Genomic DNA, 15,618 nt, shown 5'->3' with positions numbered 1-15,618 from the left:
AAGAGGACAGGTGCCTAGCAAGTCGCTTAAGAGCCCAGCTGGAAGTTCCGCAAAGAACGCTACAAAAAGCTTGACTAAAACTTCATCCAAGAGCCGTACGCTTTCAAAGAAAAAGATTTTCTCGACAGCACTTGCTCTTGTAGACGAAAAGGGTCTGTCCTCTCTTTCTCTTCGAGCGCTTGGACAACGCCTTGGTGTTTCCCAAGCTGCTTTTTATCGGCACGTACCAAACAAGTCTGCACTGCTTGAAGGCGTCTCTGAGGAGGTGCTGAGACGTGCTCTGGAAAGTTTTATCTCTGGTATTGAGCGTAATACAGAAGTTTATGGTCAAATGAGCTGGCAAAACTACCTACGTGCTTATGCGGTGTCACTACATGACACGCTTCTACAGCATCCAAATGCCATTATGTTAGTGCTTACTCACCCGATTTCTACTCCTGGACAGCTCTCGCTTTTTGCTAAGATGCTCGCGAATCTTTCAAAAACTGGCTTTTCTGCACCTTTAGATATGCTTGGAATTGCAACCGCTGTTACGGTATATACCACGGGTTTTTCTGCTTCGGAAGCTGTACCTCCTGTGGGAAGCACCTCCGAAGAAGATGCTCCTAGTCTCTCTGAAGCAATTGAATCTCTGCCGGCTGATGAGCTTGATTCACTCAGTATGCTCATTGGAGATATAATGGAGGGCAAATGGAACTTCAGTACGCAATTTGAAAGAGGGCTTGACGCCCTTCTTCAAGGATGGAAATAATTATGAAACCTCTGATTGTCTATTACTCTTACTCAGGCATAACAAGAAAACTTGCAGAAGATATTGCACTTATTACAGACGGAGAGTTACTAGAGCTTAAACCTCAAGACCCATATTCCTTTTCATATAACACAGCAATAAAAGAAGTAAGAAGCCAAATAGAGAAGGGCTATGGTCCTCAACTGTGCCAGAGCTCAGTAAACATTGATGATTTTGAAACAATCTTTATTGGTTCTCCAAACTGGCTCAAAACCTTTGCTCCACCTGTTCTTTCATTTCTAAGAACAACAGATTTAAGCAAAAAGACAGTTATTCCATTCTGCACACATGGTGGCGGAGGATTTGGTCATATGCTTGAAGACTATGAAAGAGAATGTAACGCATCTACCATAAAGAAAGGAATTGCCCTCAAGGGTGATTACGACTTTAACAAGTTACGAAATTGGTTAGAAACATCAGATTTATATTAAAACTTATAGATTTTGCCCAATACCATATATCGGCTTAATTCATATACGTGTAAGTACATGAATTAAGCTGATAATTCCTTTTAACTATCTTCTCTAATGCCTTAAGTCTAGCGCTTTGGAAACCACGGGATACAGCGATTAACCTGTCTACAGTAATCCTCATACTCTTTACCAAACTGATCTACAAGCCATTTTTCTTCTGTGGCTTTCATAAGAACTGTTAAAAAGGCCCAATATATAAATGGCAATAACAGCAAATAAAGATTGCTATAAATCAATAAAATACCTGTCAAAACAAATGCAAATGCAGAATAAATTGGGTGGCGAACCACAGAATATACACCAGTCGTTACCAATTTATTTGCCACAATTTTATCCTGAAGCTTCTCTTTAATGGCAGCAGACACCCAAAGCCAAATACCCACAATAAAACAAATCGTACCTAAAGAATGAAGAACAATGATAGTCGAACGAATACGTAGATACGGTAAAATCCCCAGCTGAGATAAAACAATACCAGCTATCGTTAGAGCCACAATAGTAATCACATATGCTGGTCCAGCGCCAAATATGGGAAGATGATCTTTTTTCCTGCTGTTACTAACCATACAAAACAGCTCCATTCGATAACAAATATGTTAGAAATGACTAACTATTTACCTATAAGTGTACCTCACAATTCTCAATGGTCTCCACTGTATAAACCTTATTCAAAACTACTTCTTGTAGTAACCGTCTGCACTTCTTTAACTCTGCCAGAGAAAAACAGCAAAAAAGATGGTTTTAACCCAATATAAAAGTATCTGATGCATTGTCTAATTGGTTGATTAGTGACAAGATATTTTTGTACAGAAAGGAGCTCATCATGATGATAAGTCCTGAATTTTACGTTAATCAGTATAAAAAGATAATGTAGTGGCGGTTTAAGGACATAGATGTCTTATGGATATAAAAGGTCAGCCATTTGATTACATGCAATACATGTACAGCTTTGTCCAAAATCCCATTATTAGAGGATGTATCCGTTTTAATGGAAAGTTACAAGGCGGCAAATTAAAACGTGCTATAGAAGAATTAGCTTCAACTTATCCGATTTTACTATGTAAGTACAAAGTTCAAAAAGGAACATGGGCTACAGATTCTCATGCTTCATGTGAGGATTTATTAACAACCATATCTGCTAAAAATGATTTCTCAACTTTAGAAAATGATTCATTATTAACGTCTCTTAAAATTGGAATTGATCTACCACTAAAAATTTACTGGCTATGTGGAGAAGAAAAAGACTCTCTTTGTATAATCGCAAGCCATTTACTTTGTGACGGAAGAGGATTTGAGCAATTACTATATCTTTTAGCTGAATTATATTCGGGTACTGAAATAAAAGAACAAATAAATAGAGATAGAAGTTTCTCTCAAGTAATTAATAGGTTTTCCATGGGGCAAAAAATAAAGATTTTATGCTCAAAGACGCAAAAACATAGCAGCACAAAACTACATCTACCGCTTAATGAGAGTAGTCGCACGCCAAATCTCATAACTAGGCAAATTAGCATATCTAAATTAGAGCAATATCATTCTTGCACCAATGAACACAAACCAAGCATTAATGATATTTTACTTGCAGCATATCTGTTAACACTGCACGATATGTTTCAATGGAATAACATTACTATTCCGTGCCCAGTTGATCTTCGTAAATTTAGTACAGACACACGTAACTCTATCTGTAATTTAACGGGGAATTATTACTGTCATATCAACTTTAATGACAATAGCACCTTTGACGAGATTTGTCGTGAAATCACTACACAAATGCATACGCAAAAGAACAGTAGTTCCTGTCTGAAGGAACCAATGTTGCTGCATATCTTATATCGCATTCTTCCCCTTTCAATTGTAAAAGGATTACTTTCCAGGGCTATTTCTGTCCCCATAACTTCATATACAAATTTAGGAAAAATGGATGAGAAACTCCTTGTATTCCAAGGAGTTTCTATTTCAGATGCTTTCATTGCTACTGCAGATAAACCAGTGCCCTATTTTCAACTGGCGGCGTCTACGTACAAAGACAAATGCACTCTTTCAGTCTGTACCTATGCGAGTGGGAAAAGCTTTGATGTACTTTGTTCTGTTGTGGACAATATCTGTAGTGTGCTTGAAAATTTATAACAATTCTTAAAATAAAATTTTTTAAAGACTTCAAGTCACTGCACAGTAATTCGCCACATAAAATTGATGCACTAATCTACTACAAGCTCATAACCGTCCCCTAACTTTTGTATTCTCCAGGTTAAGGACGTAGCCGAACTTACCAACGATGCGTCGTGTGAAACAAGCAAAAGCGCCCCAGGGTATACGGACAGTAGCTGCTCAAGAGCCTCTGTGGATCCAAGATCAAGATAATTAGTAGGTTCATCCATAATTACAAGTTCTGGAGAATCTAAAATACCTAGCGCAAGCATAAGCTTTCTCATTTCACCTGGACTTACGGTATCTCCCTCAAGAATACAATCTGGATCTGAGTTAAGTTGCGCCACAGTAGAAAGCACTTGTCCTCGCTGAGCGCTGGGAAGCTCTCGTATTTTCTTCAACGTGTTTTCTTTCTGCGCTATATCAGGTTCCTGAGGAATATACAGTACCTTTGTATCCGCTCCACCCATATTTGCAAAGATTGCATCCATAGAACTCATATCAATAGGGCTCATATCAGCGGAAATGCTCGCGATAATTTTCTTAACCAGAGTAGTCTTGCCAGATCCATTGTCCCCAACAAGTCCAATATGATCTGTATTACCTATAAAAAGTGCTGGAAAACTAAGCAAAGACTCACCAACGGAAATGTGGCCAGGTTCCATCCTAAAGAGAACCTTTCTCCTACTCGGTTCAGCGTCAAGCCACACGTGAGCATCATACCGTTTTTCAACTTTACTGTTAGCAACGTTATCCTCTGCTTTTTCAAGCCTGCTCTGTATATGAGCGGACAACTTGCCCGCCTTTCCATCTTGACCAGAAACAATGTAGTGGCGCTTTTTTGCTCTTGCATCACTATCGTTCTTTGCAATACCCTTTCCACTCCTACGTGCTTGTACTCGAGATGCTTCTTCTCGACGACGTTGAACTTCTCGCTCTGTTCGTGCCTTCTCTTTTTGCGCTATGTCTCGAGCATGAATTGCACTTGAACGCTCTAAAGCTACCTGCGAAGATGCCTGCGAATACCCACCAGGCCGCATAGTAGCTGTACCGTTTGTTATAAACAGACATTGCGAACAAAGCGCATCAAGCAATTCTCGATCATGAGAAATGAGTACGCCAACGCCTTTAAATTTTGACAACGCTGTAAACAAAGCATGTCGAGTGGATGCGTCAACATGGTTGGTAGGCTCATCAACAACAAGTACATCAGGAGTAGACCACAGTGCGCACGCAATCTGAAGACGCTTCTGTTGCCCGCAAGAAAGTGTGTCAAAGCGCCAAGACCAATCATCCTCAATAGACAATTCGTTTCTTAACCTTATTACCAGGTCATCATAAGCAACCGCAAAATCAAAGAGATTACTGGGAGGTTCATTTGCACTTTGAGCACAATATGTCGAGAAAAGCGAAGGGCTCACAACTCCCACGTCAGGCTGCAACAAACCACACACAATACGTGCAAGTGTTGTCTTGCCAGAGCCATTATCGCCAACAAAAGCTGTCCATCCTTCTGGAAGCGTAGCAGTCACCTTACATAAAGTAGGCTCTACCGCTGATGGATAGATATATTCAATATTTGAAAGATTAAGCTGCATGATACCTCGGTTCTGCCGAAGGCTATGCGGAGCAGCATGCAAATTATAAATTTTAACTGTATCTAACTTTGAATATGTCTAACTGCAAAGATATCGTTATTTAGCGTGTGTTAAGACATGAATAAGCGATGCTACACCCGTGATAGCCGTCGGCGACGTTACATGTATTCGGGTTTATGAGTATCGCTAGTTCTTCATGCACCTGATCCCTTCTCGTACCGGCGCTTGCCAAAGGCTCCGGCAGACTGTTAAAACCATAGTAGCTTTGGAAACGCATTAAGACAAGAGGGACTTGGTGGGGCGAGAAACCCATCTATTGATCGTGTATCCGAAATTCTTGTCTCATGCAGACAGTTGCTGAGGAAATTGTCGGCAAGATTATCAACAAGGACATCCGCTCGCGCCACAACAGGCTTTACCATTACCAATACAGAAGTTCCTCACGATACCCCTAAGCCAAAAGAAGACACACCTCAAAAGTCCAACAGAAAACCTGCTAAGAAATCCGGTGGAGTTGTCCCTTATACGGGGGACTCGAACGCTACAGGTATTGCAATCGCACTTGCCTCTACAACAGTGGTTCTCATTGGTGGCGGAATATACCTTCGTCGTAGAGGCCGGCGCGAATAACACTCCCATTGGCTAGATCTCACAGGTAAGAACAAAACAGGGTCGCATCGAAAGATGTGGCCCTGTTTGTATGACACTTTGTATCAACTAAGACTAAGTTTACATGACAATTACTGAACAGTTATCACATACATTACGACAAGTTCTTCTCGCTACTCTTTAATAGCAAGCTCTTGCTTTAGCTGGCGGATGCGCTTGCGATATGGTTTTGCAAAAACAAAGAATTCAATAGCCGCAGCGATTATGAATGCAATACCTATTCCAGCGAGAATGCCGAAGGCGACAGGAGATACCTGTTGGAAAACTCCGTTTACACAAAGTGCCAGTACAATGAAAAGTTGTGTAATTATAATGGGGGGCCAAAAATTGGCCTTTTGAGCTTGGGCGATGCGAGACTTCAGATCGCTGTGGAGAACAAAGGGGGTTCCGTCATCCTTCTTGCGCAGATAAGCTCGGCCGGCATAGGTGGATACGGTTTCAATACCCATGTCTTCAAGGAAGCTGAGGTAATCGCGACCTTCTTTTGAGGTTGTACCCAAGATCTCAATGGCATATTGCCACATATGAGGCTCGCTTGTAGTAAATGTGTACGTTCCGCCGCGATAGTTAACCAGCTCTTTACCCTGGGCGCTCATTTGATTGAGCCATGCTTCTTCTGCATCAAAGTCGGTAAAGAATTTTTTGATTGTTGTTGAGGTGCTCATAATCAAGACTCCTTTGTATTGGCTGTGTTGATGACGTTTTGTGCGTTAGCGAGAAGTGCCTGTAGTCGATTAACTTCCTGCAAAAAAGCTTGCTTGCCCTGCTGAGTGATTCGGTACTCTTTTTTACGGTCGCTGGGTTGGTTGTGCAGAGCTTCTATCCAACCTTTTTCAATGAGCGAATTAATGGCACCGTAAAGTGTGCCCGCTCCGATGGCAACTCGACCGTCAGTAATCTCTTGGACGTTTTGCATAATGGCATATCCGTGCATAGGTTGATAAAGAGAAAGAAGAATGTAAAACGTCGGTTCAGTGAGTGTACCGGAATCGATTGCCTTTGCCATAACCCCTCCTTTCGTTGTGTAACTATGACGAAAAACAGAACTACGACTCTCGATATATCGAGTAACGTTATATCGTTATACATAATATATCGAGAGTCGTAATAGTTGTCAAGAAGATTTTAGAAAATTTTTTGAGGTTTTGTTCCGCCGTTCTTCAGGCTCGTCAGTGTCTTATTCGACCGTTACTGACTTTGCAAGGTTTCTTGGCTTATCAACGTCACAGCCGCGTGCAAGAGCCATGGAGCGCGCAAAAAGCTGGAGAGGTACCGAGGCAATGATTGGTGAGAAGGCATCTCTGACTTTAGGCACGTAGATGACATAGTCGGCATGCTTTTTGATTTCCTGATCACCTTCGGTTGCTACGGCAATAATCATGGCGCCGCGTGCTCGGGATTCCTGGATATTGGAGATCATCTTGTCGTATACCGGGGAGTTAGTTGCTACGGCAATGACAGGATAGCCTTTGGACAGAAGTGCAATGGGGCCATGCTTCATCTCTCCGGCCGCGTATGCCTCGGCATGAAGATAACTAATTTCCTTGAGTTTGAGGGCGCCTTCGTAGCAGATGGCAGCCCCCATGCCGCGGCCAATGAACAAGGCATCATTAGCATCTTTGCAGGCCTGCGCTGCGATGTCGATAGCCTTTGTATCGCTGAGGACCTCCTCGACCTGCTCGGCGGTATCGGCAAGTTCCTTAAAGAGCAGGCGTATCTGAGCGATTGAGAGCTTTCCTTTTGCCTGCGCAAGAACCATGGCAAGAAGCGTCAGGCTCACAATCTGGCCGAGGAAAGATTTGGTTGAGGCAACGGCAATCTCCTTGTTAGCCTTAGTATAAATAACACCATCGGATTCACGGGCCACGGGACTACCAATAACGTTGGTAATGCCAAAAACCTTGGCCCCTTTGATGCGGGCATCGCGGATGGCTGCGAGAGTGTCAGCAGTTTCACCGGACTGAGAAACGGCAACTACCAGCGTTGACGGAGTAATAATGGGGTTGCGATAACGAAATTCGCTTGCAGCTTCAACTTCGACAGGTATGCGTGCCCAGCCTTCGATAAGCTGACGGGCGATAAGACCGGCGTGGTAGCTGGTTCCACAAGCAATGATATAAACGCGATCAATTAAACGGAGCTGCTCCAAGGACATACCTAGCTCATCAATGGAAAGTACGCCGTTGGTCAGACGTCCTGCAAGGGTGTCGCGGATAACACGTGGCTGCTCATGGATTTCTTTGAGCATGAAATCGGGGTAGCCGCCCTTCTCGGCAACGTCAACATCCCAATCGACGTGCATAACTTTAGGTTGAATAGGATTGCCTTCAGCATCGGTGTAGCTGATGCCATCGGGCTCCATAACGGCAAACTCGTTGTCGCCAAGGACAGTAACGTCTCGGGAGGCTTCGATAACCGCGATGATGTCGGATGCAACGTAGCTGCCCTTCTCGCCATGTGCAAGGACGATGGGGGAATCTTTACGAGTAACTACGATGCGACCAGGTTCCTGAGAGCATATAACAGCAAGTCCATAGGTTCCTACTATCTGCGAGCATGCCTTGGCAACAGCATCGCGAAGGTTGCCGCTGTAGGCTTCTTCAATAAGGTGAGCGACAACTTCAGTATCGGTGTCGCTGCGGAATTTGTGCCCATGAGCTTCAAGTTGCTCACGGAGTTCGGCAAAATTCTCGATGATGCCATTATGTACGACAGCAATTTTATTATCGCAAGAGGTATGTGGGTGAGCATTACGCTCGCTTGGAGCACCATGCGTTGCCCAGCGGGTATGTCCAATGCCACAGGGACTTACGTTATCGAGGTACTCCACCGCTTCAGCTAATCCCGCAACTTTTCCTACGCGATGTACGACCGTAAGTTCTTTATTGGTAGCGTTTTGCAAAGCGATGCCGACAGAGTCATACCCACGATATTCGAGACGTTTAAGACCTTCAATAAGAATATCTTTTGCACTTTGGTGTCCGGTGAAACCAACGATGCCGCACATATATAAGCTCCAATCGTATGCTTCTGGGAGTGTCACAGAAACGATTAGTTTTAATTAATCCACTCTATTTTAGCGAGTTATATAGGCAATTCGGAAGTAATCCAGCGTGGCTTTAAATCTATCTTGGGCTGTAAGACACGTATCAAGAAGATAGCCGTTCTCCTTATTCCACTTAGAGAGCCCTCGATAGTAGAAAGACTTAATGTCATCAGAAATTACGAACGGGACAACGTCATGGGTAAGGCATTCTTTAAGCATAATCAACCTGCCGACACGTCCATTTCCGTCTTGGAATGGATGAATGCGTTCAAAACGAACGTGATAATCAACAATGTCTTCAAAGGTATGAGAGCTGTTTGAGTTATATGCCCTTAACAGCGATTTCATCTCTTTAGCAACATTTTCTGGAAGAGTGGTTTCTCGCCCACCAACCTCATTTGGTAGGCGTTTGTAACCTCCAACAGCAAACCAATCTTTTACAGAATCTGTTGTTCCTGTTTTAAGAATACGGTGAAGTTCTTTGATAATGCCCTCTGTAAGGGGGTCTTTTGCATGGTCAATCACGTAATCGATAGCGCGAAAGTGGTTCTGAGTTTCTACGATGTCATCAATGTGAACAGGATTTTCTTCAACACCGATAGTCGCCGTCTCAAAAATCATGCGCGTCTGATTAAGGGAGAGTTTGTTTCCCTCAATGTGATTAGAATTGTAGGTAAGCTCAACTTGAATCTTATGGTAAATGCCGCCCTTTATTTTTGAGGGCTTTTCTTCAATCAAGCGTGAAAGCAGCGAACTTGTTGACGATGTTTTAGCATTTTTTCGAGAAGGTTTTGCCGCATCGGCTGGAATGTTCCAAGTTTTTCCCACGAGAAAAGCATCCGGCACGCGACCATTAGCACAGTAATTGCGAACACTTCTCTCAGATATGCCCCAGAGCTCAGCAACCTCTGCTACAGAAAGAAATCCCATCGAGCTTCACCTCCCTATCGGCAAAAACTGATGAGATTATTATAGCAAAAGAGGATATTTATTGCCGATATCGGCAATATTTATAAATAACATAATTCGCTCAAATAATAAAAATATGAAAAAATTTTGTGCAGTTGAGGTCTATCTTCTCTTGCTGAAGCATCATATGCTCAAAGAATAGTCGCAGGTAGCTTTTGCTAGATATAACCAATTTTGTTGAAGGCGATAAGACCCCTGCGCGAATACCTGATTTCAAATTGATCAAGACGAGATGATTCGAGTGCCAGGGTTTCGGGCGCAAAAGTTTCGAATGCCGGCTTCTCGAATTCAAAGGTCTCATACTCAAACACTTCCAAGCCGATGCTCTTAAGTACATTCTCGGGAAGCGTGTAATCCTGTTCAACCAATCCGAAAAACGTCATACCTCTGTTGACGCACAGGCCAACAAACACAGTACTTCCAATTTCGTAGGTTATTCCGCCAACAAGAGAACCTGCCAAGCTGCCGAGCATGTATCCGATAACAGGAACAGGAATAAGAGCCTGCCCTAAATGACCCCCGCCCATGGCAATCAGCGCATAATAAGACTTGCGGAAAATGATCTCAGTAAACTGCACCTACGTGATTTCGCCCTTGGCAAGACGATATCCTTCTCGCAGGCCTTCTCCTGCCAGAACAACAGCTAGCGCAACAGCTTCAGAAGATGCATTTTTGAAGGTCTCACCGAGAAGTCCTGACTTCATAGACTCTGTCAAAGCTGCCGTAATGGTTCCCGAAAGAAATGCCCCTGCGCCGGTTTTTGCAGTGTCTGCCCCGTCATTCAGAAGCTGATCAACATCGATGCGACCCTCAATAGCTGCATCTTTAATCGTCGATACAATAATCGGTGCTGCCTTAACGGCCATGGCAATAGTCGCAGCAGTCATTCCTGTTTTTAGAGACGACTTCATAACATGCTCGAGCTTTACAAGCTGCTCAGTGCTGATGTCTTTCGCGTCAAGGTCGACTCTTCCTTCCTTGACCTCTCGAGCGAGTTCTTTAGAAGCCTCTCTGGACAGTGATTTGGATTTGACACCATCCCCATTACCGACCGTATCCGTCAACGCTTCTCGCGTTTCTTCGAGCCGGCTGACCTGCTCTTTTCTCGTTACGGACTCTTTTGCAATTCTCCTTTTCAGCTCTCTGACAGCATCTTCTTTTTGTCCCTCGGGAATAACCCTTCCCATGCCTTTATAAACAGAATCGTTGGGATTTGCTCCAGCTCGGATTGCTTCGGTGGCTCCTTTTGAGGTACTAGGATTTCGAGAAGCTTCATTGTAGGAAACGGCGTGAGCTTTCGCGCTGTGGGCGCCATCTTGGCAGTACTTGACTTGGAAAGACTCGCCCGTGTCAAGCTCCACATCTGCCGAGGCGAACCTAGTTGATCTTGGAACGTGCGCGCGATTTTCTGATCCGTTTAGGATTGCGTCGATGTTGTAAGTGTCCGCATGCCAGAATTCAGCAAGATCGCCGCTTAACGTATCGATAGTCTTTCCACTTGTTGAAAACTCGAGAAGGTCACTTCTGAGTGTGTCTATTGCTGCATTTACTTCTCCGACCCATAGGTTACCCATTTGAGCAGCGACGTTTGCCCCGCTCGAGTCGGCATAGAATGAGTAACCCTCCTCAAAACCGTTCATGTTAGATGCCCAGGAATTCGCTGAGACTATCCATGTAGAAGACCAGGGTGAGCAAGGTGTACTGCTGGTCGACGGCTTCGGCATTCTTTGTCTTGTCAACGCCTTTTCCAATCGCCATGGCCAACCTATTGGAAAGCTTAGAGGATTTACCCCTGTTCATGACAAGATCGACGATACGTGCCGGGGGGAAAGCGAACTCAACGACAGCAATTGCGTGATCGACCACGTCGTTCCCAATCTCCTTATCCCTCTTGGGACTGAACAAGAACGAAAGTTCTTTTTCGAAGCGCTTTCCGTATTCTTCGGCCATCTGATAGAAATCAGCAGCATTATCTTCGTTCAGTGTATCATTGGCCACGCAGAGATTTGCATGGTTGCCTAGCCAACCATAGGTCATGCCGAACTTCGAAAACTTTGTATTGATTTCGGAGCAGTTCTTGCGGACATACTCGCTGTCGCCGAAGAATACAACGCTATTGCCAGATGCCAGGCTTTTTGAATTCGCCTTATGGTGCTCTTCGTCCCAAATAACGGCAGATACTGCACCGTCCTTGGTGCCGACTTGCCTGTCTTCTTCATCGTCGATACAGCTAATGAGACCCTGCAGGTAGGTTGCATACTTTAGATATTTTTCGTTTGCGACAATGACGAGCTGCTTTTTCACTAGATACCCCTTTCTGTGTTCTTCCTATTCACTATTGTATTATCCCACCTCAGAAAGATTTCTCGTCCTGTTTCAGCCGGTTGGTCAACATTGGCACTGGGACATTGCGCACGCGCCTCCCATTAGGCATCTCTCTGCTTGTCACGTCCAAGAAACGCGACTCCTTGGACCTTGTTGCGACCCAAGCGCACCAGATGCCAGAAGAAAGGACGGTAGACCATCCCATGAACGACGACATCCTCCAGATGCCACGAGACGCATTCCCGACGCCTATCGGAATATCGGATAATGATGCCGAAAGCCTCGAGAATGTCGGGGCGAAGATACGGGAATCTGCCGCCTCCTCGACATCCGAGGCGAACGACCTGCCCAACGACCTCGTAGACGTGCCACAGGTCGCGGAATACCTGCGCGTATCGAAGACGTCGATCTACAAGCTCATCAAACGGCAGTGGACCACCGCCATAAGGATCGGGAGACTTCTGCGTGTCAGAAAAGACGAGTTAGACGAGACGCTTCGCGCCATGGGCAACGACATCTGATCTGGAACCTCATGGCCGCGCGCGGTGTCCGTTCCAGGCGGCATCGTTTCCGAAGGCAGCGCGCGTGCGGTCCATCTCGCACCACCAGTCGATGCGCCCGTGGTCCTCGAAGCCATTCCTCACCCTGGAGACCGGGGCGTCGATGTTCAGGAAGTCAATTGCCAGGACGCGTCCATCCCTCTCGAGGTAGCGCTACACGGCACGAGCGCTCGTATGGCCGGATATGCACTTCTCTCAGGGTACGGCTACACGCTCACGATTGCGTGACTACAGAGATCATGCGTCTCCTCGCGCAGCTGCACGACGGCGACGTTCAAATCCTCCAGGTTTCCCACCACGACGCTCAGCAGCCGCTGCGCCTCATGGGTCCTGAGGCTGTCGCGCGCGGCGTAGTAGGCGATGCGGTTGAGCGCGTGCACGGCCTGGTTGTAGCGGTTTCCCCAGCAACGCATCTCGCGATCGAGCCTACCTGCGGAGGCGCGGTCGAGCACCACGGCGGTGCGGGTGCCTTCCACCATGCAGTCGGCGGGCAGCTGGACGAGCGCGCGAACGAGCTACGAGACAGTGAGGCCGTTTCGCGACGCGAAGTCGAGCGCCCGGTCCTTCTCGCCGGGCGTGAGCCTCACGTATACGCACTCACAGCGTCCGTTCATCGTTGTTCTTCATCTTCAGGGCAGGTGCTCGGAGGGCGCCTGCCTCCCAGGGGCGCGGGGCATCCCCCCCGCAGCGTCATCGGCCGGAGGGCCGCGACGCTCGGTCGCAAGACGGCCCCACGGCAACGCATACGCTGACGAAGGGTTTATTGCCGCCACCGACCCAAGCCCTATGCGTGCGCCTTGTGCGTACGACATAGGAAGCTTGCTATCGTTTAGATTGTGCTACGATACAGCACGGTTTCGTGCTACATTTGACAGATAACTTAAGCTATGGTCTTAGCACGCATTGATTAGCGAATAGGGATTTAGCCTATGGGAACAACTTCGTCATCGGGGAGTAACTTCACCGATAAACGCCCTTCAAGCAATAATTTGTGAATAAGGTTCTTGCCATGATCGACATTCTCCATTGTCCTCCCGTAGGCGGTGAGTAACTTGATAGCGCTTTTCATTGTGGATTCTCTTACGTCCTTCTCGGAGCGCATTGATCCATCTCTTAGCTTGTGAGGGCGATAGTAGAAGACAAGGCGCGTGTTCCCACTGTATAGGCCAACTCTGTCGAATATCGCTTGGAAGTACGAATAGTCTGAATCTGCAAGCGAATGCCCGTAGAATTTAATTAAATCCGTTGAATGACTCATCGGGCTTTTCCCATCGCCATGGACGACTCGGCTGAAATCGGGGCTTCCCAAAGCCATCAGACGATAGGTTTTAGTGAACTCAATAACTTTGTTGAGGCCCATGCAATCACTACCGTCTATGCCGAATACGATGTTGTCCTTTTCGATGCTGCCATGCACATTAGAGAGAATGTTTGTGCGTGGGGCCCTCCCTAGCTGACTGCCAAAGGGCCTTGTGTAATTGAAGCTGAGCACGGACTCTTCAATTTCGTATTTATCGCTGTCTTTTGGAAACTCGTCATTTAGAAGATTCCACATGAGCCTGATAGCGTTTTGTTTATAGTCGCTGCTACGCGCAATCTCACCTTTCAAGTAAGATGCAAATTCATGCTCCAAAGCGTGTAGTTCTTCAAGGAGGAAGTCATAGACGTCCTCCGCCTCCCAACCTCTAATCTCAGCCGCAGGATGCGTGTCCTCGACATAGCGGGCGACCTTAGCACCTACCAACCTGTCGGGGTCGGCCTGGTCCGACTTTGCACCGCTCTTAATGTACTGCAGGACAATGGCAGTATTTTTCGAAGGGAATCCAATCCTGGTATAGTCCCATGCAACCCAGTCCTTGATGGCTCTTTCGATGTCGTACCAATACGACTCGTACTTGTCTTGGAGAATCAGTTCCCACGCCGATATCCCAGCTTCCTTCAGGCATTTACCCCAGCTTTGTTCGCTGCGTTTACCCGGGGTTGTTTCGCAAAGAAGAATCTTCCGCCTCGACGCGAAGAAATCACGGTAGGTCGAGTGTAGTCCGCACTCTAGGTCAAAGCCGTTTCCTATGATGATTAGCTGGTTCCAGTCAGGTTTAAGTAAATAGTCCGTAGGTGAAGCATCGATAAGGTACGGATAATCTGGTTCGGGTATCTTCGAATGCTCCAAAATAGCATTGGAAAACGCTCCGTTTCCAAATGAACTCGCAGGGAAGCTTCCATCTTGCTTGATTGCCTTTGCCAGGCCGCTGAATGGGCTATTGCCCTCGGTTGATTCTGAAGAGTTCTGTGACAGGTCATCCATGTGTATTTCCTCGCTATACGCACCTAGATGTTCATACCGATAAGAACAGTTTATCACTTGACCCAACGATAATTTTGAATAAAATGTTCATAATGGTAAGAACAAAAATCCGTCCTTCAAGAGAGGAGCGAAGATGCCTGCTGCATATCAACACTTGGGTGCACTGTGTTCGGTCAAGACCGGCGCACCCGTTAGCCGTGCGAAGCGGCAGACAAAAGGTGTCCCATTTCACGCAACGCAGGTCCTTGTTCCAAAAGCAATAGAAAACGGACGAGTCATCAATCAGGAACTCGTGGAAGCGAAGGTCTCTGCAGTAAAAGAAGATCTCCTCACACATTGTGGTGATGTAATTCTAAAGACATCAACCCCCTATGACTGTGCCTATATCGATTGCGCACATGAGGGTCTGTTGGTCACTTCATTTGGGCTCATCATCAGACCACTTCCTGATGCAGACATCGACATGAGATACCTAGCTGCATTTCTTACTTTGCCTCAGACACGACAGCTTTTGCAGAGCGAGAGCAAGGGGGTGACGCTGCAGCTTCTCAAGAAGAAGGACATCTTGGACATACCAGTACTCACTCCGTCGAAAAGCGTGCAGCAGCTGCTTGCAGAGCTCTTCGAGAACACGCAAAAGCGTAAGGAGCTCTATCGCCTGGCGGAAGCGAAGAGCGACCAGCTGCTCTTCAGCACGTTTGACCAAATAGCAATGCACTGATTTACGGAACG

Annotated in this window: 17 protein-coding genes; 6 read left to right on the top strand and 11 right to left on the bottom strand. The window is 46.0% G+C overall.

Going from position 1 to position 15,618, the window contains the following annotated elements:
- Positions 1–10 precede the first annotated feature (10 nt).
- Both APAR_RS01135 and APAR_RS01130 read left to right on the top strand, forming a co-directional pair.
- A complete protein-coding gene (locus APAR_RS01135) occupies positions 11–751 on the top strand; it encodes a TetR/AcrR family transcriptional regulator (protein WP_012808305.1) in 741 nt (246 codons plus the stop codon).
- Between the two features lie 2 nt (positions 752–753).
- Positions 754–1,221 (top strand): flavodoxin, encoded by a 468-nt coding sequence (locus tag APAR_RS01130; protein WP_012808304.1) that lies wholly within the window; start codon positions 754–756, stop codon positions 1,219–1,221.
- Positions 1,222–1,328: 107 nt separating this feature from the next.
- On the opposite strand, the gene APAR_RS01125 is transcribed toward APAR_RS01130, so the two are convergent.
- Positions 1,329–1,829, bottom strand: a complete 501-nt coding sequence (locus APAR_RS01125; RefSeq protein ID WP_012808303.1) for a methyltransferase family protein — start codon at positions 1,827–1,829, stop codon at positions 1,329–1,331.
- Positions 1,830–2,163: 334 nt separating this feature from the next.
- Here APAR_RS01125 and APAR_RS01120 point away from each other — a divergent pair, with 334 nt between their 5' ends.
- Positions 2,164–3,393 (top strand): condensation domain-containing protein, encoded by a 1,230-nt coding sequence (locus APAR_RS01120; protein WP_012808302.1) that lies wholly within the window; start codon positions 2,164–2,166, stop codon positions 3,391–3,393.
- Positions 3,394–3,464: 71 nt separating this feature from the next.
- On the opposite strand, the gene APAR_RS01115 is transcribed toward APAR_RS01120, so the two are convergent.
- Positions 3,465–5,012, bottom strand: a complete 1,548-nt coding sequence (locus APAR_RS01115) for an ATP-binding cassette domain-containing protein (RefSeq protein ID WP_012808301.1) — start codon at positions 5,010–5,012, stop codon at positions 3,465–3,467.
- 366 nt (positions 5,013–5,378) lie between these two features.
- On the opposite strand from APAR_RS01115, the gene APAR_RS07280 reads away from it, so the two are divergent.
- A complete protein-coding gene (locus APAR_RS07280) occupies positions 5,379–5,642 on the top strand; it encodes an LPXTG cell wall anchor domain-containing protein (protein ID WP_169302132.1) in 264 nt (87 codons plus the stop codon).
- 152 nt (positions 5,643–5,794) lie between these two features.
- On the opposite strand, the gene APAR_RS01110 is transcribed toward APAR_RS07280, so the two are convergent.
- The 7 genes from APAR_RS01110 to APAR_RS01080 form a co-directional block, all read right to left on the bottom strand.
- On the bottom strand, positions 5,795–6,346 hold the full coding sequence (locus APAR_RS01110; protein ID WP_003150416.1) for a DUF2812 domain-containing protein: 552 nt from the start codon (positions 6,344–6,346) through the stop codon (positions 5,795–5,797).
- Positions 6,347–6,348: 2 nt separating this feature from the next.
- Entirely contained in the window at positions 6,349–6,687 is a 339-nt protein-coding gene (locus tag APAR_RS01105; protein WP_003150265.1) for a PadR family transcriptional regulator, read from the bottom strand.
- Between the two features lie 171 nt (positions 6,688–6,858).
- Entirely contained in the window at positions 6,859–8,688 is a 1,830-nt protein-coding gene (gene glmS / locus APAR_RS01100; RefSeq protein ID WP_012808300.1) for a glutamine--fructose-6-phosphate transaminase (isomerizing), read from the bottom strand.
- A gap of 69 nt (positions 8,689–8,757) precedes the next feature.
- The gene (locus APAR_RS01095; RefSeq protein WP_012808299.1) at positions 8,758–9,657 is read right to left on the bottom strand and encodes a Fic family protein; all 900 of its coding nucleotides are present in this window, start codon (positions 9,655–9,657) and stop codon (positions 8,758–8,760) included.
- A 197-nt stretch (positions 9,658–9,854) separates the two neighbouring features.
- Positions 9,855–10,274, bottom strand: coding sequence for a hypothetical protein (locus tag APAR_RS01090; RefSeq protein WP_012808298.1), 420 nt, complete (start codon positions 10,272–10,274; stop codon positions 9,855–9,857).
- Entirely contained in the window at positions 10,275–11,336 is a 1,062-nt protein-coding gene (locus APAR_RS01085) for a hypothetical protein (protein ID WP_012808297.1), read from the bottom strand.
- 1 nt (position 11,337) lies between these two features.
- Positions 11,338–12,000, bottom strand: coding sequence for a hypothetical protein (locus APAR_RS01080; protein WP_012808296.1), 663 nt, complete (start codon positions 11,998–12,000; stop codon positions 11,338–11,340).
- 224 nt (positions 12,001–12,224) lie between these two features.
- Here APAR_RS01080 and APAR_RS01075 point away from each other — a divergent pair, with 224 nt between their 5' ends.
- Complete coding sequence (locus APAR_RS01075) at positions 12,225–12,542, top strand: helix-turn-helix domain-containing protein (protein ID WP_169302131.1); 318 nt, start codon at positions 12,225–12,227, stop codon at positions 12,540–12,542.
- A gap of 245 nt (positions 12,543–12,787) precedes the next feature.
- Here the strand turns inward: APAR_RS01075 and APAR_RS07275 are convergent, their stop codons facing one another.
- Together APAR_RS07275 and APAR_RS01065 are read right to left on the bottom strand one after the other, a co-directional pair.
- Complete coding sequence (locus APAR_RS07275) at positions 12,788–13,060, bottom strand: hypothetical protein (protein ID WP_143714096.1); 273 nt, start codon at positions 13,058–13,060, stop codon at positions 12,788–12,790.
- A 443-nt stretch (positions 13,061–13,503) separates the two neighbouring features.
- Positions 13,504–14,886, bottom strand: coding sequence for an AbiH family protein (locus APAR_RS01065; RefSeq protein ID WP_012808294.1), 1,383 nt, complete (start codon positions 14,884–14,886; stop codon positions 13,504–13,506).
- Between the two features lie 133 nt (positions 14,887–15,019).
- Here APAR_RS01065 and APAR_RS01060 point away from each other — a divergent pair, with 133 nt between their 5' ends.
- On the top strand, positions 15,020–15,607 hold the full coding sequence (locus APAR_RS01060) for a restriction endonuclease subunit S domain-containing protein (RefSeq protein ID WP_012808293.1): 588 nt from the start codon (positions 15,020–15,022) through the stop codon (positions 15,605–15,607).
- Positions 15,608–15,618: the final 11 nt, after the last annotated feature.

Source organism: Lancefieldella parvula DSM 20469 (assembly GCF_000024225.1).
In the GTDB taxonomy this organism is placed as follows: Bacteria; Actinomycetota; Coriobacteriia; order Coriobacteriales; family Atopobiaceae; genus Lancefieldella; species Lancefieldella parvula.
The sequence above is the reverse complement of the archived record's forward strand: the minus strand, read 5'-3'. Positions and strand labels throughout refer to the sequence as shown.